Source organism: Herbaspirillum sp. GCM10030257 (assembly GCF_042666555.1).
Taxonomy (GTDB): Bacteria; Pseudomonadota; Gammaproteobacteria; order Burkholderiales; family Burkholderiaceae_D; genus Noviherbaspirillum.
In genome coordinates, this window is sequence record NZ_JBHTDH010000022.1 from 21386 (window position 1) to 46163 (window position 24778).

A 24778-nucleotide genomic window follows, 5' to 3' on the forward strand; every position below is an offset into this window, starting at 1 on the left:
GGGCGGGTATGCGCAACTGCCGCCATCGCACCGCATGCAACCGCGGTCCACACCATCATTCGCACCCGTTTCCGATGCCGGGACGGTGCAACACCGTAATAGAGCCAATATCATGATCACCGATGCATCACATTTCAACCTGCAAGACAGTCGTCGCTGGCAATTCTGGATTGATCGTGGCGGCACCTTCACCGATATCGTTGCCCGCCGGCCGGACGGCTTGCTGGTGACGCACAAGCTGCTCTCCGAAAACCCCGGCCAGTATGACGACGCTGCATTAGCGGGTATCCGCGCATTGCTGGGATTGAAGGCAGGCGACCCGATCCCGGCTGACCAGGTGGAAGCGGTCAAGATGGGAACCACGGTGGCGACCAATGCCTTGCTTGAACGCCAGGGCGAACCCACGCTACTGCTCACCACCAAGGGATTTCGGGATGCGTTGCGCATTGGATATCAGGCACGTCCGCGGATATTCGATCGTCGCATCACGCTGCCAGAGCTTCTGTATAGCCGCGTTGAAGAAATCAACGAACGTATCACCGCGCAAGGTGACGTGTTGCAGGAAATGCAGCACGATGATTTACGGACGAAGCTGCAGGCGGCGCTCGACGTCGGGATACGTTCGGTCGCGATTGTCTTCATGCACGCATACCGGTATCCGCAGCACGAGCAGGCAGCTGCGAAGATGGCAAATGATATGGGCTTTACCCAGGTATCGGCTTCCCACCAGATCAGCCCGATGATGAAACTGGTCGGACGCGGCGATACCACCGTCGTTGATGCCTATTTGTCACCGCTGTTGCGGCGATACGTGGACAGGATCGCGCAGGAGCTTTCCGGTATCAAGCTGATGTTCATGCAGTCCAGTGGTGGACTCACCGCAGCCGATCAGTTCCAGGGGAAGGATTCCATTCTGTCAGGCCCCGCCGGTGGCATTGTCGGCATGGTGCGTGTAGCGGAGGCAGCCGGGGCGAATCAGATCATAGGATTCGACATGGGTGGCACATCGACCGACGTCTCTCATTACAACGGCGAGTTTGAACGCGCATTCGAGACCCAGGTTGCCGGTGTGCGGATGCGCGCGCCGATGATGAACATCCATACGGTGGCCGCAGGCGGCGGCTCGATCCTGCAATTCGATGGTGCGCGGATGCGGGTCGGGCCGGATTCGGCGGGTGCCAACCCAGGACCTGCCGCTTACGGCAATGGCGGACCGCTCGCCGTTACCGACTGCAATGTCTTGCTGGGCAAGGTTCAACCCGCGTTCTTTCCGCAGATCTTCGGGCCGCAGGCCAACCAGCCGCTCGATACTGGGACAGTGCAGCAAAAATTCAACGCCCTAGCGGCGCAGATTACCAAAGATACCGGGCGTGCCAGCACGCCGGAATCGGTTGCCGAAGGCTACATCAGCATCGCCGTGTCCAACATGGCAAATGCGATCAAGAAAATTTCCGTGGAGCGCGGCTATGACGTGACCAAATACACGCTGGTCAGCTTTGGAGGCGCCGGTGGTCAACATGCCTGCCTGGTGGCTGACGCGCTCGGGATGAATCGTGCCTTGATTCATCCACTGGCCGGTGTACTGTCCGCCTATGGCATGGGGCTCGCGGATATCACAGCCATGCGCGAAACCAGCATTGAACTGCCGTTGCACCAGGACAGCCTGTCGCAATGCGAAGCGGTACTGGCAGAGATGGCTGTCAGGGCAACGCAGCAGGTCACGGCACAGGGCATCGCGCAGGAGCGCATCAGTGTCGTCCGGCGGGCACATCTTCGTTATGAAGGCACGGACGCTGCATTGGTGGTCGATTACGGGAACGTGTCCGGAATGCAGGCGGCGTTCGAGGCTGCCTACCGGCAGCGCTATAGCTTTCTGATGTCGGACAAGCCGCTCATCATTGAAGCTCTATCGGTGGAAGCGATTGGCCGGAGCGGCGAGCAGGCAAGGGCACCTGAGGTTACGCAAGCCGTTGGAGGTACATTGCCCGCAGCTACCGCGACTGTCCGCATGTACTCGGGCGGCAGATACCATGACACGCCAGTTTACCGGCGGGAGAACCTGGGTGCCGGACTCCGTATCACCGGGCCCGCTATCGTTTCCGATGCCAATGCGACGACGGTGGTGGAACCAGAGTGGCAGTTGGAAACCCTGCCGGGTGGCGAATTCCTGCTCACGCGTGCAGCACAGCGCGCGCAGCGTTTCGCGATCGGCACCGCGGTCGATCCGGTGATGCTCGAAATCTTCAACAACCTGTTCATGTCGATCGCGGAACAGATGGGCGCAACACTTGCGAACACCGCCTTCTCGGTCAACATCAAGGAACGACTCGACTTCTCGTGTGCACTGTTCGACGTCGACGGTAGCCTTATTGCGAATGCGCCGCACATGCCGGTTCATCTCGGTTCGATGGGGGAGAGTATCAAGACCGTCATCAGAAAAAACGCCGGGCGCATACGGCCAGGGGATGCCTATGTGCTGAATGACCCCTACAACGGTGGCACGCACCTGCCCGACGTCACGGTCGTCACTCCGGTATTTGACGAAGCGGAAAAGGAACTGCTGTTTTTCGTTGCGTCGCGCGGCCATCATGCGGACATTGGCGGCATCACGCCTGGGTCAATGCCGCCGAACAGCAGGTCAGTCGAAGAAGAAGGTGTGTTGCTCGACAATTTCAAGCTTGTCGAGAGCGGGCAACTGCGAGAGCGTGAGTTACGTGAACTGCTTAGCGGAGGTCGCTATCCCGCCCGGAATCCGGATCAGAACGTGGCCGACCTGCGCGCGCAGATCGCCGCCAACGAGAAGGGCGTCGCCGAACTGCGTCGCATGGTACGGGAATTTGGCCTGGATGTGGTAAGGGCTTACATGAAGCATGTGCAGGACAATGCGGAAGAGGCGGTGCGTCGCGTCATCGGCGTGCTGAAAGACGGCGAATTCGCCTATGAGATGGACAACGGCGCAATCATTCGGGTAACGGTCAAAGTCAACAGCGAAGCGCGTAGCGCAGTCATCGACTTCACCGGCACGTCAGATCAGTTGCCGAACAATTTTAATGCTCCGTCAGCCGTCTGCATGGCAGCGGTACTGTATGTGTTCCGCACACTGGTCGACGACGAGATCCCGATGAATGCCGGCTGCCTGAAGCCGCTGCAGGTCATCATTCCTGAGGGCTCGATGCTCAATCCACACTTTCCCGCCGCTACCGTCGCGGGCAACGTCGAGACGTCGCAATGCATTACCGATGCGTTGTATGGCGCGCTCGGCGTCATGGCAGCGGCACAGGGAACCATGAACAATTTCACGTTTGGTAACGCCCGGTACCAGTACTACGAGACCATCTCGGGCGGTTCCGGTGCGGGGCTGCTTGGCACAGACGAGCGGGGCGAGCCGCTTTGCTTCGACGGCACCGACGTGGTTCAGACGCACATGACCAATTCGCGTCTTACCGATCCCGAAGTACTGGAATGGCGCTTCCCCGTCCTGCTGGAGAGCTTCGAAATCCGGGCTGAAACTGGTGGTGCCGGGCGAGGCACCGGTGGAAATGGCGCGATCCGTCGTATCCGCTTCCTTGAGCCAATGACGGCATCCATCCTGTCGAACCGACGACGTATCCCGCCTTTCGGACTCGCGGGGGGAGAGCCGGGAGCCAGCGGCCTTAACTATGTGGAACGGCAGGACGGCACGCGCATTAATCTTGGCGCAACCGATTCGATCGAAATGCGGCCCGGCGATGTGTTCGTCGTCGAAACCCCGGGCGGCGGCGGATTCGGTGCGCCGCAAAAATAATAGCCGCTATTTCTACCAGATCATTACACCGGCACTCCTGCGATGGTCGTCACGTCGGGCGCCCTGTGTCACACGGGGTGTAACAGGCGGCGCGACAACCATGCCCCGTAATCCGGAGCACCTGCGTACAGCCAAAGCTGGAAGTCGTTGAGTCAGTAAATAAATTGAACAAGAACGCAATATTTATTCATGTCGCCGGTTTATGGACACTCTCCACGCTGGATGCATCGGCAAAGTGGTTAGTCCTAGCAGGTGTGCCGGTGCTCATGGTGACATGGGTGCGCTATGTGATGCACATTGCCTTGATGACCGCGGTTGTATTGCCATCGCGGCGCAGCGCGCTCTTCAAGACCCGGTCCCTGTCGCGCCAGCTGATCCGCGGTTTGCTGATGGTGCTCTCGACGGTGCTGTTCTTCTCGGTTCTCAGGCGTCTGCCGCTTGCAGAGGCAACCTCGCTCAATTTCATGGCCCCGTTGTTCCTGATGGCCATGGCGCCTTGGCTGCTTGATGAGACGCACCGATGGCATCGCTGGGTCGGCGTGGTGATGGGTTTTGCTGGCGTGCTGATCATCGTGCGCCCGGGATCGTCGCTTGATCCAGTTGGCGTCGCGCTTGGTCTGTTGACCGCACTCACGTTTGCCTTCTTCCAGATCGCGACGCGTCGCGTAGCGCATGACGACCCGTTAACGACAAACTACTATGGCGGTCTGTTCGGCTCGGTTGCGTTGACGCTGGCACTGCCTTGGTTCTGGAAAACGCCGGAGCTGTCGCCTGAACAGTGGTTGCTGTTGATGTCTACCGGCGTTACCGGGTTTGTTGGGCACTTGATGCAGATTATGGCGTACAGCAAAGCGCAGGCGACACTGCTTGCACCGTTCAGCTACTTGCAGATCATTGCGGCGGTCGCGCTCGGCTGGCTGGTGTTCGGTCAGTTGCCGGATCTGACCACGGTGTTTGGCATTGCGTTGATTGGTCTGGCAGGACTTGCCGTGGTGTTATGGGAGACGCGAATGTCGATCTCCCGGACGTTGAAGCAATAATAGTCAGTATCAGACTCGAAGTGGGCCGATTCGGGCCGGATTCTTCCTGTACTTGGCCGGTACAGGAAGAAACAGGCAGATATGCTTGATACTTAAATCACGCCCTGGGCCAGCATTGCGTCCGCCACTTTGACGAAACCGGCGATGTTTGCCCCGTCCACATAACTAAGGCTGCCATCTGCACGTTTGCCGTACTGCAGGCAGGCTGCGTGGATGGCTTGCATAATCTGCAGCAGGCGGCCATCTACCTCTTCACGCGGCCAGGAAATGCGCTCCGCGTTCTGGCTCATCTCCAGGCCGGAAGTGGCAACACCTCCGGCATTGCTGGCCTTGCCTGGCGCATAGAGAACACCGGCTGCTTCGAATGCTTTTGCAGCATCAATGGTCGACGGCATGTTGGCACCTTCAGCCACGCACAGCACGCCGTTCCTGATGAGAGTTGCCGCGTCATTGGCATCCAGTTCGTTTTGGGTCGCGCATGGCAGCGCCACATCTACCGGAACATGCCATGGACGTACACCGGGCTCAAAGCGCGTGCCGGTACGTTCGGCGTAATCGTTGACACGGCCGTAAAGATGATTCTTCACTTCCATCAAAATGGCGAGCTTTTCGGGGGTGAAGCCGTCTTCATCGATGATGGTGCCACTCGAGTCGGACACCGTAACGACCTTGGCGCCAAGGGCCATGGCTTTTTCCACCGCGTATTGCGCGACATTGCCTGAACCGGAGACACTAACGCGCAGACCGTCAAACGATCGGCCACGCGTCTTGAGCATTTCATCGGCAAAATAGACGGTGCCGTAACCCGTTGCCTCGGGGCGGATCAGCGAGCCGCCGAAGCTCAAGCCCTTTCCGGTGAATACACAGTCGGCACGGTTGGTAAGTTTCTTCATCATGCCAGTCATGTAACCCACTTCGCGACCGCCCACGCCAATGTCACCAGCAGGAACGTCGGTATCGGCGCCGACATGGCGAAACAGTTCGCTTACGAAGGCTTGGCAGAAGCGCATGACCTCGCCCGGGCTCTTGCCCTTCGGATCAAAATCCGATCCTCCTTTGCCGCCACCCATGGGCAGCGTGGTCAACGCGTTCTTGAAGGTTTGCTCGAAGGCGAGGAATTTCAGTACGGACAGGTTGACAGTCGGGTGGAAGCGCAGCCCTCCTTTATAAGGGCCGATCGCCATGCTGTGCTGGATGCGATAGCCGCGATTGACCTGCACCTGACCGTGATCATCTACCCAGGAAACACGAAACATCACGACCCGCTCAGGCTCCACCAAACGGTCAAGTAGACCTTGATCTGCATACTTGGGCTGCTTCTCAATGTAAGGCCACAAGCTTTCCATTACTTCCGTGACTGCCTGAAGAAATTCAGGTTGACCGGGATTGCGGTCAGCCACATGTTGCAAGAACTGGTGCACTGAAGCGTACTTCATATCGGATTCCAAAAAAGAATAGGCTTAAAACCGGTATTTTCGCATGATTAATGCACAAATACAGTGCACTGCTGCTATCTTTATCGATAATTCCTATGTCAACTCGGACTCTTGATTCTTCTTATTGCCTATGCATGTAATTTATTCAAGGGAATTAAGTCGTGTAAATAAAGTATTCATTTTGCAAGTCTGCGCCCGTCCACTTACTGAAGTCGGTTAGAATCGACATTACGTTCCGGATTTTCCGGCGTCCATAGCATGAGCCCCGCCGGGAAGTCGCACGCGGGGTTTTGTGTTTTTGGAATTTAGTGCATTTTTGGAGTATGTCATGGCTACAGCAGCGAAGAAGGAAAGCAAACCAAATGCCGGTTTCATGAAACCCGTGACGCCTTCCGCCGTACTCGCGGACGTGGTCGGCTCAGCGCCTATGCCACGAACCGAGGTAACGAAAAAAGTCTGGGATTACATCAAGGAGCATAATCTGCAAGACCCGGCCAACCGTCGCATGATCAATGCTGACGCAAAACTGGAAGCGGTATTCGAAGGAAAAAAACAGGTATCCATGTTTGAAATGACCAAGCTGATTTCAAACCATTTGAAATAGCAGCCAGTTGGCAGTAACACTGACTGCGCCAAGCTTGTCGCATCGCCGCGTCATCAATAACGAAGACGCGGGAGAAGCGGTGCAGGCCTGGGTAACATTCATTTCCCTTATCACTACGTTCCATTTCTGAAGGAATCGCATGACCATTGCCCTGTACTCCGCGTCCATTCCAGTTTTCAGGCAGATGCTGAACAGTCTCAGCGCAATTCTGGATAAGGCGGAACTGCATGCCACTGCAAAGAACATCGATCCCAATGTGTTGCTGCAAGCACGCCTTTTCCCTGACATGTTTCCGTTAATTCGTCAGGTGCAGATAGCCGCTGACTTTGCCAGAGGCGTATCCGCACGACTTTCTGGCGTAGATGTACCCACGTACGAAGACAACGAAGTAACGTTCGCAGACCTGCGATCGCTCCTCAGTAAAACCCTGGCTTTCATTGATAGTTTCGCGCCGGAACAAATCAATGGCAACGAAGACCGTGAAATCATTACGCGCCCTGGCACGCCAAAAGAGAAGAGATTCAATGGTCAGTCGTATTTGCTGAACTACGGTCTTCCGCAGTTTTTCTTCCATGTCACCACGGCCTACGCGATTCTGCGCCACAACGGTGTGGAAGTCGGTAAACGTGATTATATGGGTACGTACTAAAAGATTTTCCGGGTCCGTAAAACCTCGCGCAGAGCACTGCTTCACTGATGCGTCCATGTAAGCCTGCATCGGGCGCATGGCATGGAAGCACGGTGAAGTTGCCCATATTATGGTTATTGGTAAAGCCTTGCTTAGCGGTCAGCTGCAAATAACTTGTCGTGCGCAGCCAGCAGTTTGGCTGCTTCCTCTCCACTCAGCTCGGACAGGCGCAACAGCGCAGGACGAATCCCATTACCGACTTTGTTGTTGTCCCATTCAAGATATTCCACCGGATAAATCTCGGACATTCCCGGGACCAGGATACGACAGCTATAGGCGCCTTGCTCGCTGAAGTCGGCCTCATAGTATCCTTGCCTTCTCCGTGTATGCAGTTGATCGGCCACTGATACTCTTCTAATGTGACATTCGAAAATCTACGACAAGACCTGACTGCAGGCTTCCATCACGGAATTGCCGGTTGCCATGCCGTTGCTGACGTACCGGTTGCCGATGATGTTGACTGGAACGAGGGCCTGAGCGCCGTCGCGGAGACGGGCGTAGGGTAGCGTACACGCGCCCCGCGCGATATTGCCTGAGTCAAGGGAGGCGTTTTTGCCCCGGATAAAGCTTTCGGTTTTTATATGGTTTTTTTATATAGGAATGGCGAGTAGGCGCAAGTTGTCTCGTTAGTGTTGTTAGCCAGGAAGGCATCGTGGAATGAGGCTTACCGGGTCGAATTGAAGGTGTTTGTAATGTCTTTCCGACGGAATCCGCATTAAAACTCAGCCGAAGCATACTTGGATCGAGCGGAGCCGAAAAAATTAGCTGCCCAACGCAGGAGATCACGAGATGCAATGTGGAGAAAGAGGCGGAACGATATTGTGCCAAGCCCCTTGAATTTTTCTGGGGGATCTCCATCTCAAAGATGTCTCCTCCACCTCCTCTTGGTGGATTTCGCCCGGGGCCTATGTACCCGGGCTTTTTTGAGTCTGCAACCTCGTAGTCATCAAGAGGGTAGCCGCCCTCTCGCGATAAAAATTTAAACGGCAGCAGTGGCAAAGCGAGGATCATCCGCTTTGGATCGAGGCTTGAGAAAGGCAATTACATCGCTACGATGCTGGACTGGGTACCCGTGTGCCGGTCTGGCATGCTTGAGTTGGGAACCTTCCTCCACCGATTCCCGGGTTTTTGGGAATAGGATTATATTTCCGGTTCGTCAGTCAATTGTCAGGTTCAGGGCGCAAGCTCAAGTGCGATACATCCATTGAAAACTATTCGGAGACAAGCATGGCAATTGCACAAACACTGGTAGCACCCGCTAAAACATGGGCAACCATGGACAACCGCGCAAAAGCGATTTTTCTTGCGAAGCTCACGCTGATGCTTTGTAGCTTTGGTTTTGTCTTTGGCGGCGTCCTTGTCGAAGGAATGGTTTATGACAAGCTTCCCGACGCATAAGGGACGACCTGATTAGGTAAAAAGTTGAACAACGTCGAGGTAATTCTCGAGTAAGCGTCTCAGATATGTTGGGCGTAAGCAGTGGTCGCTATTGATCAAACTGGCGCCTGCATTGAGCGTACTCCTTATGCTTTACCTTGTTGCGGGATGGCCACTCCGATTCCTTTCACCATTAGCACAACGGCGTCGGCACCTGCTTTTCGATCAGCAGCAATCGCCTGATACTCCGGATCTTCGCTAAATCTCCGCGCTTCATCTTCGTCAGGAAATGACATCACAACAATCTTGTCGTGTGGCCAATTCCCCTCGAGCACGGTCGGCGTCTCGTCTGCCGCCAGCAATTTCGCATTAAAGCGCGCAAACACTGAACGGAAAGCCTTCTGGTAACGGCGATAAGATGCAATGTCCGTAAACTTCAATTGCGCAATCGTATAGACGGTCATGGCATAGGCTCCTTGTCATATGAAATCCTTCAGCATTGAAGTATAATCAAAGTAGCTTCCTTGTCAATTTTCCTTGTCAGCTTAGACAAACCCCTGTACTGAATGTCCGCTTCTACTCATCGCCTCTATCACAGACTGCAACTTGCGGCACATCACCTGCGCAAGACGGCTGATCGCGCAATGGGAGAAGCAGTCGGACTGACAGTTGCGCAAACGTCGGTCTTGTCCGTAATTGCGCAGGAGGGGCAATCCTCGCAGCGAGCAGTAGCACGACAATTAGGGTTGAACGAATCTGCAGTGACGCCGATGGTCGCGCGACTTATCGGTCTTGATCTCGTCATTCGCACGCAAGACGAAGTCGATGCGCGTGCATGGAAGCTGGAGCTAAGCGAAAAGGGGCGAGACGTCCTGAAGCGCGCCAAGCGGGCTTTCGCTCCCGTAAATGCAGTTGTCGATGGCGAGTTGAGCGACGCCGAGATACATGCACTGGTCGGCTATCTTGACCGGCTGAGCAATGCACTTGAATGAGACGTCAAAGCGCGCTCAGGCAGGAGCCATGCGTTAATCCAGAAGTGTCCGGGCCATCTCAAACCGCTCGGACCAATATCGATTGGTGAGCTTGTCTACGCGCACTTGGCCGCGGGAGTTAGGCGCATGAATGAACTCGCCTTTGCCAAGGTAAATCCCCACATGAGAGAACGGGCGGCCCAGGGTATTGAAGAACACCAGGTCGCCAGCCCGAAGCTGGTCGAATCCCGTATCGCGCCCCTGGCGCGCAAGCGAAGCTGCATTACCCGTCAGCGGCAATCCGGCGGCCTCACGGTACACGTAGGCGACCATCCCGGAGCAGTCAAGCCCCGCGTCCGGATTTTTTCCGCCAAAGCGATATCCTGTACGCAGGAGCATCAATGCGTACATGGCTACTTCCTGTGCGGCGGGCGAGGCTTGTCGTTCGTTCTGAAATGTTTCAACGGTGACGCGACCCTTCGAAATGGGCGGAGCGCTACCGCAACCGACGAGGCTGAGAAGGAGAAGGGCAGCAGGAATGGTTCGTCTCATGCAGGTCCACGTAAGTTTTTGGCTGTCGTATAGTATCAGGCGCCGGACTTATCCTCTTTTCGAGTGCCACAGAACGTGAAAACAAAACCTTTGATAACGGTCACCCTTGAAGCGACCGTTATCATCGATGCACTTTCTTTAAAGTGCCTTTAATCCTAACGATTACTTTTTGTAATAGCCGCTGGAAAAAACGAGATCATCTGCCTTCTCGAAGTAGACCGTCTTCGCTTCAATCGCTTTCGATACAGGGTTCGGCCACTTGTAATCGGCATTACCTTTACCAGACGATTTTGCCTTACCCAGAATCTCCTTGATGAATTCCTTGCCGTCCGCATCCTTCAAAGCAGAGACATCTTTGCCAATCAGTTTGGCATTCGTCCCGTGTGCAAGCACATTACCGTTCAGATCATAAACCGACAGATAGAGGTCCCGGTCGACAAACTGGCCTTTGCTGTTCGATACTTCTGCAAGGGTTTTATCCTTACCATTCACCTTCATGTACGCGACAGCCTTTTTTACCATGGCGGTCGCCTCATCGGCCGTTCCTTGATCAGCTGCGAATACCGGAGCAGCTATCACAAAGGAGGCCGTGCAAAAGGCCAAAGCTGTCATTAGCTTTTTCATACTATTCATTTCTTCAAAAAGAGAGGGAGTTAGTGGATGGCGATATTTCCGTGCGGAAAATATTATCCTTTCTTTCCTGAAGAACAGTCTTGTGGATATTCCGTATGGACAGGTTGCGCAACGGTGTTGACTGAACCGCATATCTAGCCTTTGCGACCGGACTTCGAACGTGAACTTCAGTTGGAAAATCACGGACCTCCTTCCTAAAGCCACGAGAGAGTTCGGTTCTACAGCAAATTGCTACCGTTACTTGCAAGTAACCAGGTCAGATTTCGCTTTGTATTCTTATCAATTTCGTAGAATTGTCGACGTAAGGCACCAAAATCCCGAAAATCCGCCATTTTTCTCCATCCATACGTGCTTCCGAGATAAATTTTTCGAGCTTGTTGCATGAGTAATTTCCTATGCTAGTATTGTCGACGTTACTCGCAAGTAGATAAAAACAGACGCGGGTGACGCGGAATAAAAATCGAATGCACTGCACAAAAAAGGAGACAACCTTGCAGGCAATAGCGAGTCATTCCATTCTCGACGTCCGTGGCGTCACGCTACAGTTTGGCGGCGTCAAGGCGCTCGACAATGTTACCTTCAGCGTTGCTGACGGTAGTATCACCTCCGTTATCGGACCGAACGGTGCGGGAAAAACGTCGGTTTTCAACACAATTTCGGGTTTCTACAAACCGACCTCAGGCGACATCTTTTTGCATCAGAAAAGCCTGTCCGGTATCGCCCCGCCGCGGCGTGCCGCCCTCGGGCTCGCGCGCAGCTTTCAGAATATCGCGCTGTTTCGCGGAATGACGGTCCTCGACAACATCAAGCTGGGACGTCATTGTCACCTGAAGACGGGTCCGCTTGCCGGGCTCTTTTTTACTCCTGCTGCGCGTCGGGAAGAAGAACAACTGCGGCAGGAAATCGAAGAGCGCATTATCGACTTCCTGGAAATTGACCATATCCGCAAGGCACCGGTCAGCTCCTTGTCATACGGTTTACAGAAACGGGTCGAACTGGCACGCGCGCTTGCCATGAAACCAAAGATACTGCTTCTGGACGAGCCGGTCGCGGGCATGAATCGTGAAGAGACCGAGGACATGGCACGCTTCATCCTTGAAGTACGAAGGGAATGGGGCATTACGATCCTGATGGTCGAGCATGACATGGGCATGGTGATGGATCTGTCCGACCATGTGGTAGTGCTCAACTTCGGTCAGGTCATCGCGAGCGGCCTTCCCTCCGAAGTGCAAGCCAATCCAGAAGTTATCCGCGCCTACTTGGGATCCGGCGATATTCAAGCGCTGCGTGCGCAATACAAGGACGCCGCGACGCGGACTGCACGAAGCGGGATGAGGAGCGCCGCCTGATGTTCGACTGGCTGTTCTTCATGGAGATATCGCTGGCGGGTCTTGGCACCGGTGGACTATATGCGCTGACTGGCCTGGCTTTCGTCATCATCTACAAAGCGACACGTGTCGTAAATCTGGCAATTGGCGATATGCTGATGGCGGGTGCATATTTGTTCTTTGCCTTCTCCGTCGGTGCGGGATTGCCGTTGTGGATTGCCATACCGGCAGCGCTGCTGGCCATGGGCGTGCTTGGTATGGCAGTAGAACGCGTCGTGATACGCCCCATGCTGGGGGAATCGCCAATCGCGTCCTTTATGGTGACAGTCGGCCTGTCATCGATACTAGTGGGCCTGGTGGAGCTGATCTGGACCGCTGATCAGCGCCGGCTTCCGGAATTTATTCCTTCCACACCGATACGGATAGGCGAGGCATTTCTGGCGCCGAAGATTTTCTACGGGTTCTGGGTTGCGGTTGCGCTGATCGCCATCGTCCTGGTGACCTTCCGATACTGGCGTGGTGGTGTGGCCTTGCGTGCCACCGCATCGGATCAGGCGGCCGCTTATTCAATGGGAATCAATGTGCCGCGCGTCTTTTCCCTTGCATGGAGCTTCGCAGCCGTCATTGCCGGGGTCGCCGGCATCGTCGTCGGTGCAATTGGCGGCATATCGTCCTCCATGGGCGTGTTCGGGCTATCGGTGCTGGTGGTGGTGATTTTCGGCGGCCTGGACAGTGTTGCCGGGGCACTGGTCGCCGGTCTTGTGATCGGTCTGGTAGAGGCGTGGGCAGGGTCGTATCTGGGCGGCGAATACAAATTGCTGGCGACATTCATCCTGCTGGTGGTCATCCTGTTGATACGGCCGTACGGACTGTTCGGCACTCATGAGATAGAGAGGCTGTAATGCGTATTGGCTCCGCCAAGGAAAGCTACGCCGACGACGAGTCCTTGTTCGACAGCGTAACTCAGCGCGCATGGTTCGCGATCCTACTCGTCACCCTGGCGACTTTTCCCTTCATTGCGGGTGAATACTGGTTGTATCTGGCGTGCCTGGTGGCGATCAATATCGCGAGCACGACAGGACTTAATCTGTTGACCGGCTATACCGGCCTGGTCAGCCTTGGGCAGGCCGCTTTCATGGGGCTCGGTGCCTATACGGTTGCCATACTGCAGATCCGCTTCGGTTCTCCCTTCCTGATCAATCTGCTCGCCGGCGGCACTGTGGCAATGATTGGCGGCATCTTCGTCGGCTTGCCATCGCTACGCGTGAAAGGCCTTTACCTTGCGATCGCCACCATCGCGGCTGGCTTCATTTCCCATTTCGCATTCTCCCATTGGGCAAGTCTGACCGGCGGCACCGGCGGCTTGGCCGTACCGCCCGCGCAACTATTCGGGCTCGCGCTCGATACCTCGTTCCGGTTGTACTGGGTCATCATGCCGATCACCATACTGATGTTGTTTGGTGCGGCCAATCTTTTTCGCACGCGTATCGGACGCGCCTTCATTGCCATCCGCGACCGCGATATTTCAGCGGGTGTCCTCGGCATTCCGTTGTTGCGCTACAAGTTGATGTCTTTCGCCATATCCTCTTTTTACGCTGGCGTGGCCGGTGGCATGTTCGCGTACTTCTTTCGGATCGTTACGCCTGAAAGTTTCCCGCTGATCATGTCGATTTTCTTTCTGGCCGCTGTCATCGTCGGCGGCATGGGCACGATACGCGGCGGCATCTTTGGCGCTGTATTCATGACCATGGTGCCCGAATTGCTCAAGCTGGTGGTCGGCTGGCTGCCGCTGACCAGTAACGCGACGCTGATACTGTCACCAGTCCGTACTATCGTATTCGGCCTGCTGATTGTGCTGTTCCTGATCTTCGAGCCGCACGGACTGGCGGAGATATGGCGCCGTGTTCGCCGCACTTTTCACCTATGGCCATTCCGGACATAGGACATAACAAGAGGAGACGACAGATGTTTGGCAATCAATGGAAGAAGTTGCTTGCAACACTCGCCGCAGCCGGCATTCTCGGCCTTGCCGGCAATGCATCGGCGCAGCAAAACGCATCGCAAAACGACATCGTACTAGGTGGCTCCATCCCCATGACCGGCGTGTTTGCCTTCGCCGGCATCGGCATTGACGCCGGTATCAAGGACTATCTCAAGATCGTCAATGATGCAGGTGGTATCAAAGGACGCAAGGTATTGTACGTACCCGAGGATACGGGCTATAAGGTCGATGCCTCGATGGCGGCCTTCAAGAAAATCACCAGCCAGCACAAGGTCAATCTTTATTACGCCGATTCGACCGGTTTTTCCAAAACGGTCAATCCCGAACTGGAGCGTGCCGGATCGATGCTGATGACGGGTGCGTCATTTGCAAAAGAACTCAACGACCCGCAGAAATATCCGCTGCAGTTCATGGTTGGACCCGACTACACGGAAATGGTCGGCATTCTGCTGAATTACATCGCCAAGACCAAGCCGGGCGCAAAGGTTGCGCTGGTGTATTCCGACACGGAGTTCGGCCGTGACCCGGTAGAAGGAACCCGTGCCGCCGCCAAAAAGCTCAATCTGAATCTCGTCAGCGAAATCGTGACGCCGCCAAGCAGTGTTGACGTGAGCGCCGAAGTGATCAAGCTCAGGCGTGCCGACCCCGACTATACGATTTTCCATGGTTACGTCCTGGCGCCCATTCCTGAATTTATCAATCAGGCCAAGGCGATGGGGATGAAATCCGCTTTCATGGGCACATTCTGGACCATGGACAATTCCACTGTGATGCGCATGGGTGAAGCGGCTGACGGCTTCATGGGAGTGATGCCCTATCGGTATTACTACGACACCGAAGGCAAGTCGCCGATGCTGGAAAAAATTCGGCAAATGCGTCCCGAATACCAGAGCACCGCTTACACACAAGGATTCCTGGCGGCGATGCTTCTGACGGAAGCCGTCAAGCGCACGCTTGATGCAGGCAAACCGCTCGACGGCAAAAACCTGAAAGCGGCGTTGAATTCGATTCAGAACTTCGACACTGGCGGTCTCATCGGGACGCCGATTTCCATCAAGGGCAATTCCATTCCGGTGGGGCGCATCTACAAGGCCGACATGAAGCAAAAGAAAATGCTGCCGGCATCGGACTGGATCACACTGAGCCAGTAAGGAACCGACGTGAGCGATAGTGAGAGCGAAGGCATGGTCCTCGAGGTGAATAACATCGAGGTTGTCTACAACAAATCTGTGCAGGTTCTGCGCGGCCTGTCGCTCGCGGTCCCGCGCGGCCAAATTGTGGCACTGCTTGGCAGCAATGGCGCTGGTAAGTCGACCATGCTGAAGGCGATATCCAATCTGCTGCCATTAGACGATGGCGCTGTGACGCGGGGTGAAGTTCGTTTCCAGGGTTATGCGGCAACCAGCAAGGCGCCGCATGAACTGGTGCGTGCCGGTCTATTTCATGTCATGGAGGGGCGGCGTGTATTTGAAGACTTGAGTGTTGAAGAAAATCTTGTCGCCGCCAGCTATGCGCTGGCAGATGGAAAGAAACCCGACTTCAATCTGGTCTACGAGTATTTCCCCAGGCTCTATGAACGACGGAGCGGTCTCGCCGGTTATCTATCCGGCGGCGAGCAGCAGATGCTGGCAATCGGCAGGGCACTCATCGCTGAACCGGTCCTGATGCTGCTCGATGAACCTTCCCTCGGTTTGTCGCCTGTCATGGTGGAAGCAATCTTTACCATCATTGCACGCATCAATGCGGAGCGGGGCGTATCCATGCTGCTGGTGGAGCAGAACGCGTCGGTGGCTCTGGCCGTGGCAGATTACGGCTATATCATGGAAACAGGTAAGGTCGTGACTGACGGAAGCGCTGAAAAGCTGGCATCGGATCCCGACGTGCGCGAATTCTATCTGGGCGTCGGCAGTGAAGGGGCAAACAAGGGCTTCCGCGAACTCAAACATTACAAGCGTCGCAAGCGCTGGCTGTCCTGAAAATGGAACCAATCGTCTATACCAAAACCCAGCCGCAGATGTTGCGCGAACAGGCAAGGCTGCATCCGCACAGCGTTGCAATACGGCAGAAGGAATTCGGCATCTGGCGCCCGCTAACCTGGGCCACCTACTACCGGCGGGCCCGCCATGTAGGCCTGGGCTATCGCGCTTTGGGCCTGCAACCGGGTGCACACATCGCCGTGATTTCAGAAAATCGCACGGAATGGGTACTCGCTCAGCTTGGTGCTGCGGTAGCGGGACTTGTGACGGTCGGTGTGTATCCTACTAGTCCGGTCAACGAAGTTGCTTACGTTCTTCATCACTCGGATGCGCAGCTCGTCATTTGTGAAGACCAGGAGCAAGCCGACAAAGTGCTTGATGCCATCGATCAGCTTCCGCGCCTCAAGAAGATTATTGTCATTGAAAGAAAGGGCTTCCTCGATATCCAGTCCAGGGACGCGGAAAAGGTAATTGCTTTTGTCGATCTCGAAACAACCGGTGCGGAATATGAGCGGGCACGCCCCGACCTTATTGATGTTTGCCTCGACAGCCAGACCATGGAGGATACAGCGCTCATCATCTATACCTCAGGCTCGACCGGCAAGCCCAAGGGTGCGATGATCAGCTATGCCAATATCGCGGCCATGGCCCCGGGCGTCATTGAGCGACTTGGGCTTCAGCCCGGCACCACGCATCTTTCCTACCTGCCGCTCTGCCATGTTGCAGAACAGATGCTCACGGCTTTCGTTCCGCTTTACCTTGGGTCGCGTGTCGATTTCGGCGAATCGATCCGGACAGTTCAGGAAGACCTGCGTGAAGTTGCACCCAGCATGTTTCTCGGTGTACCGCGTATCTGGGAAAAGCTTCACTCGGCGATCTCGATCAAGATGCAGGAGTCGGGAGCATTGCAGCAGTACCTATTCGCCAGTGCCATGCGACATTGCCAGCCGTTTTCCGAAAAGGCGGCGCACCAGCGGAGTGTCGTCGAACGCCTTACCTTTTTCATCTACTACCTATTAATTTTCCGTGCCCTGCAAAACTTTATCGGTCTGCGACGCGCACGTATTGCGCTTACCGGCGCAGCGCCGATAGCGCCTGCCATTGTGAAATTCTTTCGTACCATGGGTGTTCCCCTCATCGAGGTGTACGGAATGACAGAGTCGAGCGGCATGGTACTGGGCCAGAAGGCGGATTCAGTGCGCATCGGTAACGTCGGCGTGCCAACCGTTGGCGTCGAATACCGGTTATCCGAGGTGGGCGAACTGCAGATACGCGGACCCATGGTCTTCAAAGGCTACTACAAGAACCCCGAGGCAACCTCCTCGTCGATCGTGGACGGTTGGCTGCATACCGGTGATGTGGTGCGCGAGGAGGGCGGTGTACTGAAGATAGTCGACCGGCTCAAGGACATCATGATTACTGCAGGTGGCAAGAACCTGACGCCATCTGAAATCGAGAACACGATGAAAGCCAGCCGCTTCATCAAGGAATGCATCGTTATCGCCGATGGACGCAAGTACGTCTCCGCGTTGATCCAGATCGACTATGATGCGGTTGCCCAGTGGGCCGAGGCACGTAATATTCCATTTACCCACTTCCGCTCGCTGGCCGAATCGCCTGAAGTGCGCGACCTGATCCAGGCCGAAATCGATAGCGGCAATGCGCGTCTCGCGCAGGTGTCGCGGATTCGCAAGTTTCATTTGTTGACCAAAGAACTTGACCATGACGATGGCGAGGTCACGGCGACCATGAAGGTGCGGCGCGCGAGCATCTATAAGACTTATACGGCAGAGATTGAAGAAATGTATTCCTGACCTCTCTGCTCAACGAAACACATTGATGACTTCAAGGAAAACACCGATTTCAAAGGCCGTCACGCCATCGGAAGCGGCGGCCGCCGCCGCGGCTTCTCCATGGAAGAAGACCCGTGACATCGAGAAGGAACGCGAGGCAAAGCGAGACGCCGTACTTCGAACAGCGGCACAGATGTTTAATGAGAAGGGATTCCATGCAACGTCGCTGGATGAAGTGGCCGAGCGCCTGCATATAACGAAGCCGACGCTTTATTACTATGTGAAGAACAAGGACGATATTCTGTTCCAGTGTGTCAGTCGTGGACTGGCTCTGCTTCAGGATGCGATCCATGTGGTCGGACAGTCCGGCGGTTCTGCGGAAGACAAGTTGTTTGCGGCAATGCGCCAGTACGTGGAAATCGTCACGATGGATTTTGGCATGTGCGTGATCCGTGTGGGCGAAGATCCCTTGCCACTGGAAAGCCGCAAAAAGCTGCGCAGCATGAAGGGAGCGATCGACATGGAATTTCGGCAGTTGATCGAACAAGGTATTGCCGAAGGCTCAATGGCGCCATGCGATCCGAAAATGGCGGCGTTCACCATTGCCGGCGCATTGAGCTGGATAGGGCGGTGGTATTCGCCTGACGGACCGATGCACCCGGATGATATCGCTACCCAAGTGATCAACTTGCTGTCGTTCGGTATTTCCCGCCGTCGCGCGGAAGAGCATGGGGTGGTCGTTAACCCAACCAAATCTGCATCCGTACGCAAACGTCCGAGGAAAACCGGCACGACCTGAGCCTATAAAATCCGTACAACTCCAACCCGGAGCACTCTATAGCAGATTCAGGCAAACCAGAATTACTGAAGCGAGAAGGCGGCGTAACCTGTATCGTATTGGCTACGCGCCCGTATCCATAGCGGGTTGCTCCTTCGGACCGGAGGCGTGGATGCTTCCCATAAAAAAGAGACCTTCCTTCCCTCTGCGCTTGGCCTGATACATTGCTATATCGGCTTGGGCGATGAGATAGGATGATGTAACGGCAGATCCTGCGTGGGTCGCAATGCCGATGGACATGCCGAGCTCGAAAATTTTCCCATCGATCTCGAACGGTTCACTGATGGCGGTCAGGCATTGCTCAGCTATTAAGTTTGCCGCAGTGCGCGCATCGCTTAGCCCCGTAACAAGGATGACGAATTCGTCACCACCTAAGCGCGCCACCGTGTCGACCCGGCGGCGGCCCTCGGTTAACCGGCGCGCAACTTCGCGCAGCACCGCATCGCCAGTAGTATGCCCATAATTATCGTTAATTCCCTTAAAGTCATCCAGATCGCAAAACAGCAATGCGATCTGCGATCCGTCGCGTCGCATGGCCCCCAGCGCCAGCTCCAAGTGCTCTTCCAACATCGTCCGATTGTATAAACCGGTTAGCGAGTCATGGTGAGCCAGGAACTTCAGGCGTTCCTCGGTGGCCTCGCGTGCCGATTCTTCGGCACGCAGTCTATGTACAAGAAAATTAAAGCCTTGTAACAACTGACCCACTTCGTCGTCGCGCACCACCGGCAAGGGTGTGAGCCTTACTTTGCCATCCGCCATGTCACGTATCGCCCGCGCGGCATCAGTGAGAGGGCGCAGGATACGCGGTAGAGCAATGAGCAACACCGTCATTATTAAAACCAGAAAAATTGCGCTCGTTTTGAACATGAACTTGCGCAATTCTTCAACCGGACGAAAAGCCTCCTTCGTCGGTATGTGTGCAACCATGAACCAGCCTGTGCTAGGCACCGTCACAATCGCTGACAACTCCTCCCTACCTTTGGCATTTATCGTGACGCCGGTGCCCCGATAGCCGGCCATTGCGCGATCATGCAGGTGATTCACCCCCGGAGGCGGTGTTGGCGCCAGAATCATCGCCGGGTCGCTTGACGCGATAAACAACTGATCTGCCGGTGAAATCAACAGAAATCCACCGGTTGCGCCTAACTGGGATTCTTGCATCAGATCTAAAAATCCCGGTGTATTGAGTAGTGCCACACCTGCCAGCACCGCAACCACACTCCCGCCAGTATCGCGTACCGGTGCCGCGAAAATGATAATCGGGTCGCCGCTTGCACGGCCGCGCGTTGGCCTTCCAATGACCGGTTTGCTGCTCCGAAGTGCGGACATAAACCAGTCTGATGTCGCATAGTCGAGCTGGCTGCGGCCGGTAACGCGTGGATATTCTGCGTACAGGCCCCGCCCGTCCGGTCGTACCACGACCAGACCGCCGTTAAACAATGGATTGATTTGCTGCCTATCCTTGACCCATGTTTGTAATGCGTCGGGTTGAGACGCGAGCTCCGAGGGTAATTCACTCGCAAATTGATTGATTAATTCCAGGCGTGACGTAATGCTGTGGTCTATATCCCGCGCTACATAAGATGCAATAGACAATTGTTGTGTGGCGACCAGCTCCTGTACGTTTGCCTGAAACATCGGTAGTGCGATGAAGAAGCGGACAATGACACCAATCATAACAAGCCCGGCGCCAAGCGCCACAAGCCGGAATTTCATGTTATGAGTGCAAAGTTTAAATCGCATCGATTATTCGCTTTTAGCTGTCATACGCCTTTGCACCCTCGGTACCAGAATAACGTTCATATACTACCATCGGAATAATTGATAAGTGCACATCAGATTCACCGCATTCCACTAACGGCTACCAGCCTATTACCAATATGAGAGCGCTTTCGCCTCGGCTGTACCGTCAATGTCGGGTGCTTTGCCTACGGCATGGCGTTACTTCTCTCTTGTGATGGCTTGCCATGTCTCGCTGGCCCATCTTCGCTAGGTTCGCTTTGTCGCTATTTGCTAATTAGGTTTTGCCTGAAGCTCGTTCACTGCTTGTTGGCTGAATCCAATACCTGCTGCCGTCCCTTTTGATAGTCAGCTTATGATTTGTCGGCGCCATTTCGAGAGAGCTTGAATATCTAAACTTCTTCGGTGAAAAGCATGGGTCTGTATCGCGCATAAATTGTTCCGCAGCGCCTAGACTTACCCGGCCATGGCCGCAACAGACACGAGCAGCGAAGCCGCCGCATTGATAGCGCTGGCCATTATCTGTACTTTGCGTACTCAGTGCTGGCTAGCCCGGTCGGACCGGTATATCAAGTTCCTAGCCTTTTTCATCGACTGCAGCTTCTGTTCCCGGATTAGTGCCCACACCACTGAACCAGCTATTGACCTCTACTCCGCCTTTTCCGAACGCTTAGGCACAAACGCGTGGAGAACAACTTACAACGTTTGATCAGCATCATGGCTGTTGTAACCAAGTTTAACTCGCCTCAAGTTATTTTTGGTTTTTGAAAAATACAAGACCGTTAACAAAAAAAACAGTTCCGAGCGACTCAATAAAGTTTGTGGTTGGTCAATAGGCATGAGGTTCGGCAGTTATTTAATGATTAACAATTAATGCAATTTAATCAATAAAAAATTAAGAATAATTGGCTTAACCGCTACCGACGTCGCTTGATTAAGCGTACGACGGTGTGGCACAGGGAGAAAACATTGCAAACCGAATCCGGTATTTTCGCGGCTCTCGCCTCGCTATCTGCAGGCATGGATCTCCTGGTCATGCTCGGTACCGATCCGCGCAAGGTAGTCTTATTTAGCCTGCTGCTCTGTGCTGGAGTCATCGATTATCACACACAAAAAATTCCCAACTGGCTCACTTTAAGCGGTACTTCCTTTGCGCTTATCTATGCTGCTTTTGTTCCTTTCACACCCATCCACGGTTTTCTATGGGCCTGTGGGGGATTGGCAGTCGGCTTCATCCTTTTGGTCCCGCTTTATGTGTTGAGGGTGATGGGAGCGGGAGACGTGAAGCTAATGGCAATGATTGGTGCATTTTTGGGTGTAAGCGACACATTCAACGCTGTCATTGCTAGCTTCATTGTCGGTGGTGTTGCAGCCTTATTTTTCGCCGTGTACCACCGCGTCTTTGGCCGAATGATAAGCAATGTAAAAGCCGTTACCGAACTCATGCTGATCTCGGCCGCAACCGGCGTCAAGGCAGGTAGCCCTACCCAGGCGGTGCAATCGGTAGGGAAGCTGCCCTACGGCGTAAGCATCGGAATAGGCACCATTGGCTATGTCATAGCAACACAGCTCGGCATTGTTTGAGCCACTTCACACATCAACTCAGGGCAAAAAATGAAAAACATCAAGGCATTGGGGTTGTTGTTCCTTGCGGTTGTCGCGGGTCTTGCAGCAGCGGTATACGCAGCGGGATGGGTATCGCATCAGGGAAACATCCCATCAAATAAGGTAGTGGTGGCAGCTGTCGATATCCAGCTCGGTACCAAAATTAATCAACAGATGCTTGCGACGATAGATTGGCCCAGCGGCTCCATGCCTACTGGATCGTTCAATGAAATCAAAGACCTGCAGGATCGAGTACCGAAAGTCAGTGTACTACGTGGTGAACCTGTCTTGGACGGAAAGCTGGCGCCGATAGGAACACGAGGTGGCTTATCTGCTGTCATCGCCGAAGGAAAACGGGCCATGACTGTGCGTGTGAACGATGTCGTTGGCGTCGCGGGCTTTGCTCTCCCGGGCAATTATGTTGACGTCATGCTTAATACGCAGCGCGATAAGGAAGGCCGATCGGAAGAAAGCAAACAGATTAGCAAAGTAGTGCTTGAGCAGGTGCTAGTTCTCGCGGTTGCGCAGGAAGCCGGGCGCGACGATACCACGCCAAAGGTGGTCAGCGCCGTCACCTTGGAGCTAAGTCCGGAAGACGCTGAAAAACTTGATCTTGCCCGCAGCGTTGGCACGCTATCACTTGTCCTGCGCAACCAGGTAGACAAAGCGCTTATCTCCACGGCAGGTGTAACCAAGAAGCAGCTCTTTGGTGAGAAAGAAACACGTCCGACCACAGTCGCCCAGGCGATCAAGCCGGTGTCATCAAAGCCTGCGCCGGCGAAAAAGCAACACCCAACACAGTGCGTTGAGGTTATTCAAAACGGCGCACATTCACTCAGCTGCTTCCAACAATAAAACGACCAGGAGCATTCCTCGTGCGCAAACGTTATATACAGACCGCTGTAGTTATCGCACTGGCTTCCACCAGCCAGACATTCGCTGCAAGTCAAACGCCGTCCAGTAATACGTCGTCTGCCGGGGGATTGAAGCCATGTTCATCTGTCGCCGTCGATCCGCCTACATACGTGACTCTGGGGAAATCAACAGTCGTGAAACTTGGTTTTCCTGCCGCGCGCATGGTCGTCGGAGGTCAGTCCACCAGTCGCACGGTTTCGCCGACAACGCCGACAAGCAAGGATGAGAAACCCACTTTATCACCTGTGCCGCAGACAACTTCCGACGGTGTCGCCGATGTCGATATCACCCTTCTCAGTCCAACCGATCTATTTTTCCTTGGCAAGAAATCGGGGTCCATGAATCTTGTTCTGCAAGGCACGGACGGACGCTGCTCAATTAAGGACGTCATCGTAACGCTCGACCCAAACACCTTGCAAGCCAAGCTGACCGAACTTATGCCCGAAGAAACCGGTATCAAAATTCGAGGCGCTGAAAATGCCGTAGTTCTGACCGGTTTAGTCAGCGACGCCGTCAAGCTCGACCAGATCATCAATCTCGCGACATCCTATGGCGACGGGAAGAAGGTAGTCAACATGCTACGCGTGTCTGATCCGCAGCAGGTCATGCTGGAGGTGAAGATCGCAGAAGTAAGCAAAAGCCTATTGGATCGGTTCGGATTTGACTTCAGTAGACTCGCCACGTCGGCTGACGGTTCCAAGTCAAAAATCATTTCCGGGATTGTTGGCGGTGGACCAGCGGTCTTTGAGCGTTATCGACCCGGACTGACCTTTGATCTTGAACGAACGGTTCCCTTCGATGCACGGGTTACTGGTGTCAATCAAGCGTCTCTGTTTGGGATGGACGCAGAAAAGAAAGACGGTTTGGTACGCGTACTCGCCGAACCAAACATTATGGCAATCAGCGGCCAGCAGGCGAGCTTCCTCTCAGGGGGAAAGATCTTCATACCGGTTGCGCAGAACAACATGGGGGGTGGCACGACCATTACGCTTGAAGAGAAAGAGTTCGGCGTCGGTTTAAAATTTACTCCGACAGTTCTGGACCGGTCCCGCGTAAATCTGAAATTGACATCGGAAGTTTCCGAACTCTCTCAAACGGGCTCTCCCTTTACTACGATCAACGGCGCGACGTCTATTCTTCCATCAATGGCTACGCGCCGCGCAGATACAACTGTGCAGCTGGGTGACGGACAAAGCTTTGTCGTCGCAGGGCTTATTCGCAATAACGTTTCGGAGACCATCAGTCGTTTCCCTGGCGTGGGAGAGGTGCCGATTCTGGGCGCACTATTCCGCTCAACCGAGTTCCAGAACGATAAAACAGAATTGGTCTTTGTCGTTACGCCGCGATTGGTAAAGCCGATTACTACGGACGTTGTTCTGCCAACCGATAACCACGTCGTGCCGAATCGGGCCGAAGTCCTATTTCTAGGAAAAGCTGAAGGCGTGGCCAAAGAAACGACGTCAGAGCCAAGCGCTCCGACCAAGTAACCGGAGATA

At 54.6% G+C, this 24778-nt stretch carries 23 protein-coding genes; 16 read left to right on the forward strand and 7 right to left on the reverse strand.

What is annotated here, in order from left to right:
* Positions 1-112 precede the first annotated feature (112 nt).
* The gene (locus ACFQUU_RS23035; RefSeq protein ID WP_382250459.1) at positions 113-3784 is read left to right on the forward strand and encodes a hydantoinase B/oxoprolinase family protein; all 3672 of its coding nucleotides are present in this window, start codon (positions 113-115) and stop codon (positions 3782-3784) included.
* A 164-nt stretch (positions 3785-3948) separates the two neighbouring features.
* Positions 3949-4824, forward strand: coding sequence for a DMT family transporter (locus ACFQUU_RS23040; RefSeq protein WP_382250460.1), 876 nt, complete (start codon positions 3949-3951; stop codon positions 4822-4824).
* A gap of 92 nt (positions 4825-4916) precedes the next feature.
* On the opposite strand, the gene gdhA is transcribed toward ACFQUU_RS23040, so the two are convergent.
* Complete coding sequence (gene gdhA, locus ACFQUU_RS23045; RefSeq protein WP_382250461.1) at positions 4917-6260, reverse strand: NADP-specific glutamate dehydrogenase; 1344 nt, start codon at positions 6258-6260, stop codon at positions 4917-4919.
* Between the two features lie 328 nt (positions 6261-6588).
* Between gdhA and ACFQUU_RS23050 the strand changes: the two genes are divergently transcribed.
* A complete protein-coding gene (locus ACFQUU_RS23050) occupies positions 6589-6864 on the forward strand; it encodes an SWIB/MDM2 domain-containing protein (RefSeq protein WP_382250462.1) in 276 nt (91 codons plus the stop codon).
* A 139-nt stretch (positions 6865-7003) separates the two neighbouring features.
* Positions 7004-7513 (forward strand): DUF1993 family protein, encoded by a 510-nt coding sequence (locus ACFQUU_RS23055; protein ID WP_382250463.1) that lies wholly within the window; start codon positions 7004-7006, stop codon positions 7511-7513.
* Positions 7514-7644: 131 nt separating this feature from the next.
* Here ACFQUU_RS23055 and ACFQUU_RS23060 read toward each other — a convergent pair whose 3' ends face one another.
* Together ACFQUU_RS23060 and ACFQUU_RS23065 are read right to left on the reverse strand one after the other, a co-directional pair.
* Positions 7645-7896, reverse strand: coding sequence for a hypothetical protein (locus ACFQUU_RS23060; protein WP_382250464.1), 252 nt, complete (start codon positions 7894-7896; stop codon positions 7645-7647).
* 30 nt (positions 7897-7926) lie between these two features.
* On the reverse strand, positions 7927-8133 hold the full coding sequence (locus tag ACFQUU_RS23065) for a YcaO-like family protein (protein ID WP_382250502.1): 207 nt from the start codon (positions 8131-8133) through the stop codon (positions 7927-7929).
* Between the two features lie 646 nt (positions 8134-8779).
* Between ACFQUU_RS23065 and ACFQUU_RS23070 the strand changes: the two genes are divergently transcribed.
* Positions 8780-8950 (forward strand): hypothetical protein, encoded by a 171-nt coding sequence (locus ACFQUU_RS23070; protein WP_382250465.1) that lies wholly within the window; start codon positions 8780-8782, stop codon positions 8948-8950.
* A 125-nt stretch (positions 8951-9075) separates the two neighbouring features.
* Here ACFQUU_RS23070 and ACFQUU_RS23075 read toward each other — a convergent pair whose 3' ends face one another.
* Positions 9076-9393: a DUF1330 domain-containing protein gene (locus tag ACFQUU_RS23075; protein WP_382250466.1), complete on the reverse strand. Its 318-nt coding sequence runs from the start codon at positions 9391-9393 to the stop codon at positions 9076-9078.
* A gap of 102 nt (positions 9394-9495) precedes the next feature.
* On the opposite strand from ACFQUU_RS23075, the gene ACFQUU_RS23080 reads away from it, so the two are divergent.
* Positions 9496-9921, forward strand: coding sequence for a MarR family winged helix-turn-helix transcriptional regulator (locus tag ACFQUU_RS23080; RefSeq protein ID WP_382250467.1), 426 nt, complete (start codon positions 9496-9498; stop codon positions 9919-9921).
* A 33-nt stretch (positions 9922-9954) separates the two neighbouring features.
* Here the strand turns inward: ACFQUU_RS23080 and ACFQUU_RS23085 are convergent, their stop codons facing one another.
* Together ACFQUU_RS23085 and ACFQUU_RS23090 are read right to left on the reverse strand one after the other, a co-directional pair.
* Positions 9955-10452, reverse strand: coding sequence for a C40 family peptidase (locus ACFQUU_RS23085; protein ID WP_382250468.1), 498 nt, complete (start codon positions 10450-10452; stop codon positions 9955-9957).
* A gap of 162 nt (positions 10453-10614) precedes the next feature.
* Positions 10615-11076, reverse strand: coding sequence for a cache domain-containing protein (locus ACFQUU_RS23090; protein ID WP_382250469.1), 462 nt, complete (start codon positions 11074-11076; stop codon positions 10615-10617).
* Between the two features lie 500 nt (positions 11077-11576).
* Between ACFQUU_RS23090 and ACFQUU_RS23095 the strand changes: the two genes are divergently transcribed.
* The 7 genes from ACFQUU_RS23095 to ACFQUU_RS23125 are packed head-to-tail and all read left to right on the forward strand — an operon-like array spanning position 11577 to position 18983.
* Positions 11577-12434: an ABC transporter ATP-binding protein gene (locus ACFQUU_RS23095; RefSeq protein WP_382250470.1), complete on the forward strand. Its 858-nt coding sequence runs from the start codon at positions 11577-11579 to the stop codon at positions 12432-12434.
* A complete protein-coding gene (locus ACFQUU_RS23100; RefSeq protein ID WP_382250471.1) occupies positions 12434-13315 on the forward strand; it encodes a branched-chain amino acid ABC transporter permease in 882 nt (293 codons plus the stop codon). Before ACFQUU_RS23095 ends, ACFQUU_RS23100 begins: the two co-directional genes overlap by 1 nt.
* Positions 13315-14355 (forward strand): branched-chain amino acid ABC transporter permease, encoded by a 1041-nt coding sequence (locus ACFQUU_RS23105; protein ID WP_382250472.1) that lies wholly within the window; start codon positions 13315-13317, stop codon positions 14353-14355. The genes ACFQUU_RS23100 and ACFQUU_RS23105 overlap by 1 nt, the downstream gene beginning before the upstream one ends.
* A gap of 23 nt (positions 14356-14378) precedes the next feature.
* Positions 14379-15566 (forward strand): ABC transporter substrate-binding protein, encoded by a 1188-nt coding sequence (locus tag ACFQUU_RS23110; RefSeq protein ID WP_382250473.1) that lies wholly within the window; start codon positions 14379-14381, stop codon positions 15564-15566.
* A gap of 33 nt (positions 15567-15599) precedes the next feature.
* Positions 15600-16391, forward strand: a complete 792-nt coding sequence (locus ACFQUU_RS23115; protein ID WP_382250503.1) for an ABC transporter ATP-binding protein — start codon at positions 15600-15602, stop codon at positions 16389-16391.
* Between the two features lie 2 nt (positions 16392-16393).
* On the forward strand, positions 16394-18205 hold the full coding sequence (locus ACFQUU_RS23120) for an AMP-dependent synthetase/ligase (RefSeq protein ID WP_382250474.1): 1812 nt from the start codon (positions 16394-16396) through the stop codon (positions 18203-18205).
* A gap of 25 nt (positions 18206-18230) precedes the next feature.
* Positions 18231-18983: a TetR/AcrR family transcriptional regulator gene (locus ACFQUU_RS23125; RefSeq protein WP_382250475.1), complete on the forward strand. Its 753-nt coding sequence runs from the start codon at positions 18231-18233 to the stop codon at positions 18981-18983.
* 102 nt (positions 18984-19085) lie between these two features.
* Here the strand turns inward: ACFQUU_RS23125 and ACFQUU_RS23130 are convergent, their stop codons facing one another.
* Entirely contained in the window at positions 19086-20738 is a 1653-nt protein-coding gene (locus tag ACFQUU_RS23130) for a diguanylate cyclase domain-containing protein (protein WP_382250476.1), read from the reverse strand.
* 993 nt (positions 20739-21731) lie between these two features.
* Between ACFQUU_RS23130 and ACFQUU_RS23135 the strand changes: the two genes are divergently transcribed.
* The 3 genes from ACFQUU_RS23135 to ACFQUU_RS23145 are packed head-to-tail and all read left to right on the forward strand — an operon-like array spanning position 21732 to position 24769.
* Positions 21732-22346, forward strand: coding sequence for a prepilin peptidase (locus ACFQUU_RS23135; protein ID WP_382250477.1), 615 nt, complete (start codon positions 21732-21734; stop codon positions 22344-22346).
* 30 nt (positions 22347-22376) lie between these two features.
* Positions 22377-23222, forward strand: a complete 846-nt coding sequence (gene cpaB / locus ACFQUU_RS23140) for a Flp pilus assembly protein CpaB (RefSeq protein WP_382250478.1) — start codon at positions 22377-22379, stop codon at positions 23220-23222.
* 20 nt (positions 23223-23242) lie between these two features.
* A complete protein-coding gene (locus tag ACFQUU_RS23145) occupies positions 23243-24769 on the forward strand; it encodes a type II and III secretion system protein family protein (protein WP_382250479.1) in 1527 nt (508 codons plus the stop codon).
* The last annotated feature ends 9 nt before the right edge of the window (positions 24770-24778 follow it).

What these genes read in the sequence shown, in the direction of transcription:
- ACFQUU_RS23035 (WP_382250459.1), top strand. Translation starts at nt 113, where the DNA reads ATGATCACCGATGCATCACATTTCAACCTGCAAGACAGTCGTCGCTGG.
- gdhA (WP_382250461.1), bottom strand. Translation starts at nt 6,260, where the DNA reads ATGAAGTACGCTTCAGTGCACCAGTTCTTGCAACATGTGGCTGACCGC.
- ACFQUU_RS23050 (WP_382250462.1), top strand. Translation starts at nt 6,589, where the DNA reads ATGGCTACAGCAGCGAAGAAGGAAAGCAAACCAAATGCCGGTTTCATG.
- ACFQUU_RS23055 (WP_382250463.1), top strand. Translation starts at nt 7,004, where the DNA reads ATGACCATTGCCCTGTACTCCGCGTCCATTCCAGTTTTCAGGCAGATG.
- ACFQUU_RS23070 (WP_382250465.1), top strand. Translation starts at nt 8,780, where the DNA reads ATGGCAATTGCACAAACACTGGTAGCACCCGCTAAAACATGGGCAACC.
- ACFQUU_RS23075 (WP_382250466.1), bottom strand. Translation starts at nt 9,393, where the DNA reads ATGACCGTCTATACGATTGCGCAATTGAAGTTTACGGACATTGCATCT.
- ACFQUU_RS23080 (WP_382250467.1), top strand. Translation starts at nt 9,496, where the DNA reads ATGTCCGCTTCTACTCATCGCCTCTATCACAGACTGCAACTTGCGGCA.
- ACFQUU_RS23085 (WP_382250468.1), bottom strand. Translation starts at nt 10,452, where the DNA reads ATGAGACGAACCATTCCTGCTGCCCTTCTCCTTCTCAGCCTCGTCGGT.
- ACFQUU_RS23090 (WP_382250469.1), bottom strand. Translation starts at nt 11,076, where the DNA reads ATGAAAAAGCTAATGACAGCTTTGGCCTTTTGCACGGCCTCCTTTGTG.
- ACFQUU_RS23100 (WP_382250471.1), top strand. Translation starts at nt 12,434, where the DNA reads ATGTTCGACTGGCTGTTCTTCATGGAGATATCGCTGGCGGGTCTTGGC.
- ACFQUU_RS23105 (WP_382250472.1), top strand. Translation starts at nt 13,315, where the DNA reads ATGCGTATTGGCTCCGCCAAGGAAAGCTACGCCGACGACGAGTCCTTG.
- ACFQUU_RS23110 (WP_382250473.1), top strand. Translation starts at nt 14,379, where the DNA reads ATGTTTGGCAATCAATGGAAGAAGTTGCTTGCAACACTCGCCGCAGCC.
- ACFQUU_RS23115 (WP_382250503.1), top strand. Translation starts at nt 15,600, where the DNA reads ATGGTCCTCGAGGTGAATAACATCGAGGTTGTCTACAACAAATCTGTG.
- ACFQUU_RS23120 (WP_382250474.1), top strand. Translation starts at nt 16,394, where the DNA reads ATGGAACCAATCGTCTATACCAAAACCCAGCCGCAGATGTTGCGCGAA.
- ACFQUU_RS23125 (WP_382250475.1), top strand. Translation starts at nt 18,231, where the DNA reads ATGACTTCAAGGAAAACACCGATTTCAAAGGCCGTCACGCCATCGGAA.
- ACFQUU_RS23130 (WP_382250476.1), bottom strand. Translation starts at nt 20,738, where the DNA reads ATGAAATTCCGGCTTGTGGCGCTTGGCGCCGGGCTTGTTATGATTGGT.
- cpaB (WP_382250478.1), top strand. Translation starts at nt 22,377, where the DNA reads ATGAAAAACATCAAGGCATTGGGGTTGTTGTTCCTTGCGGTTGTCGCG.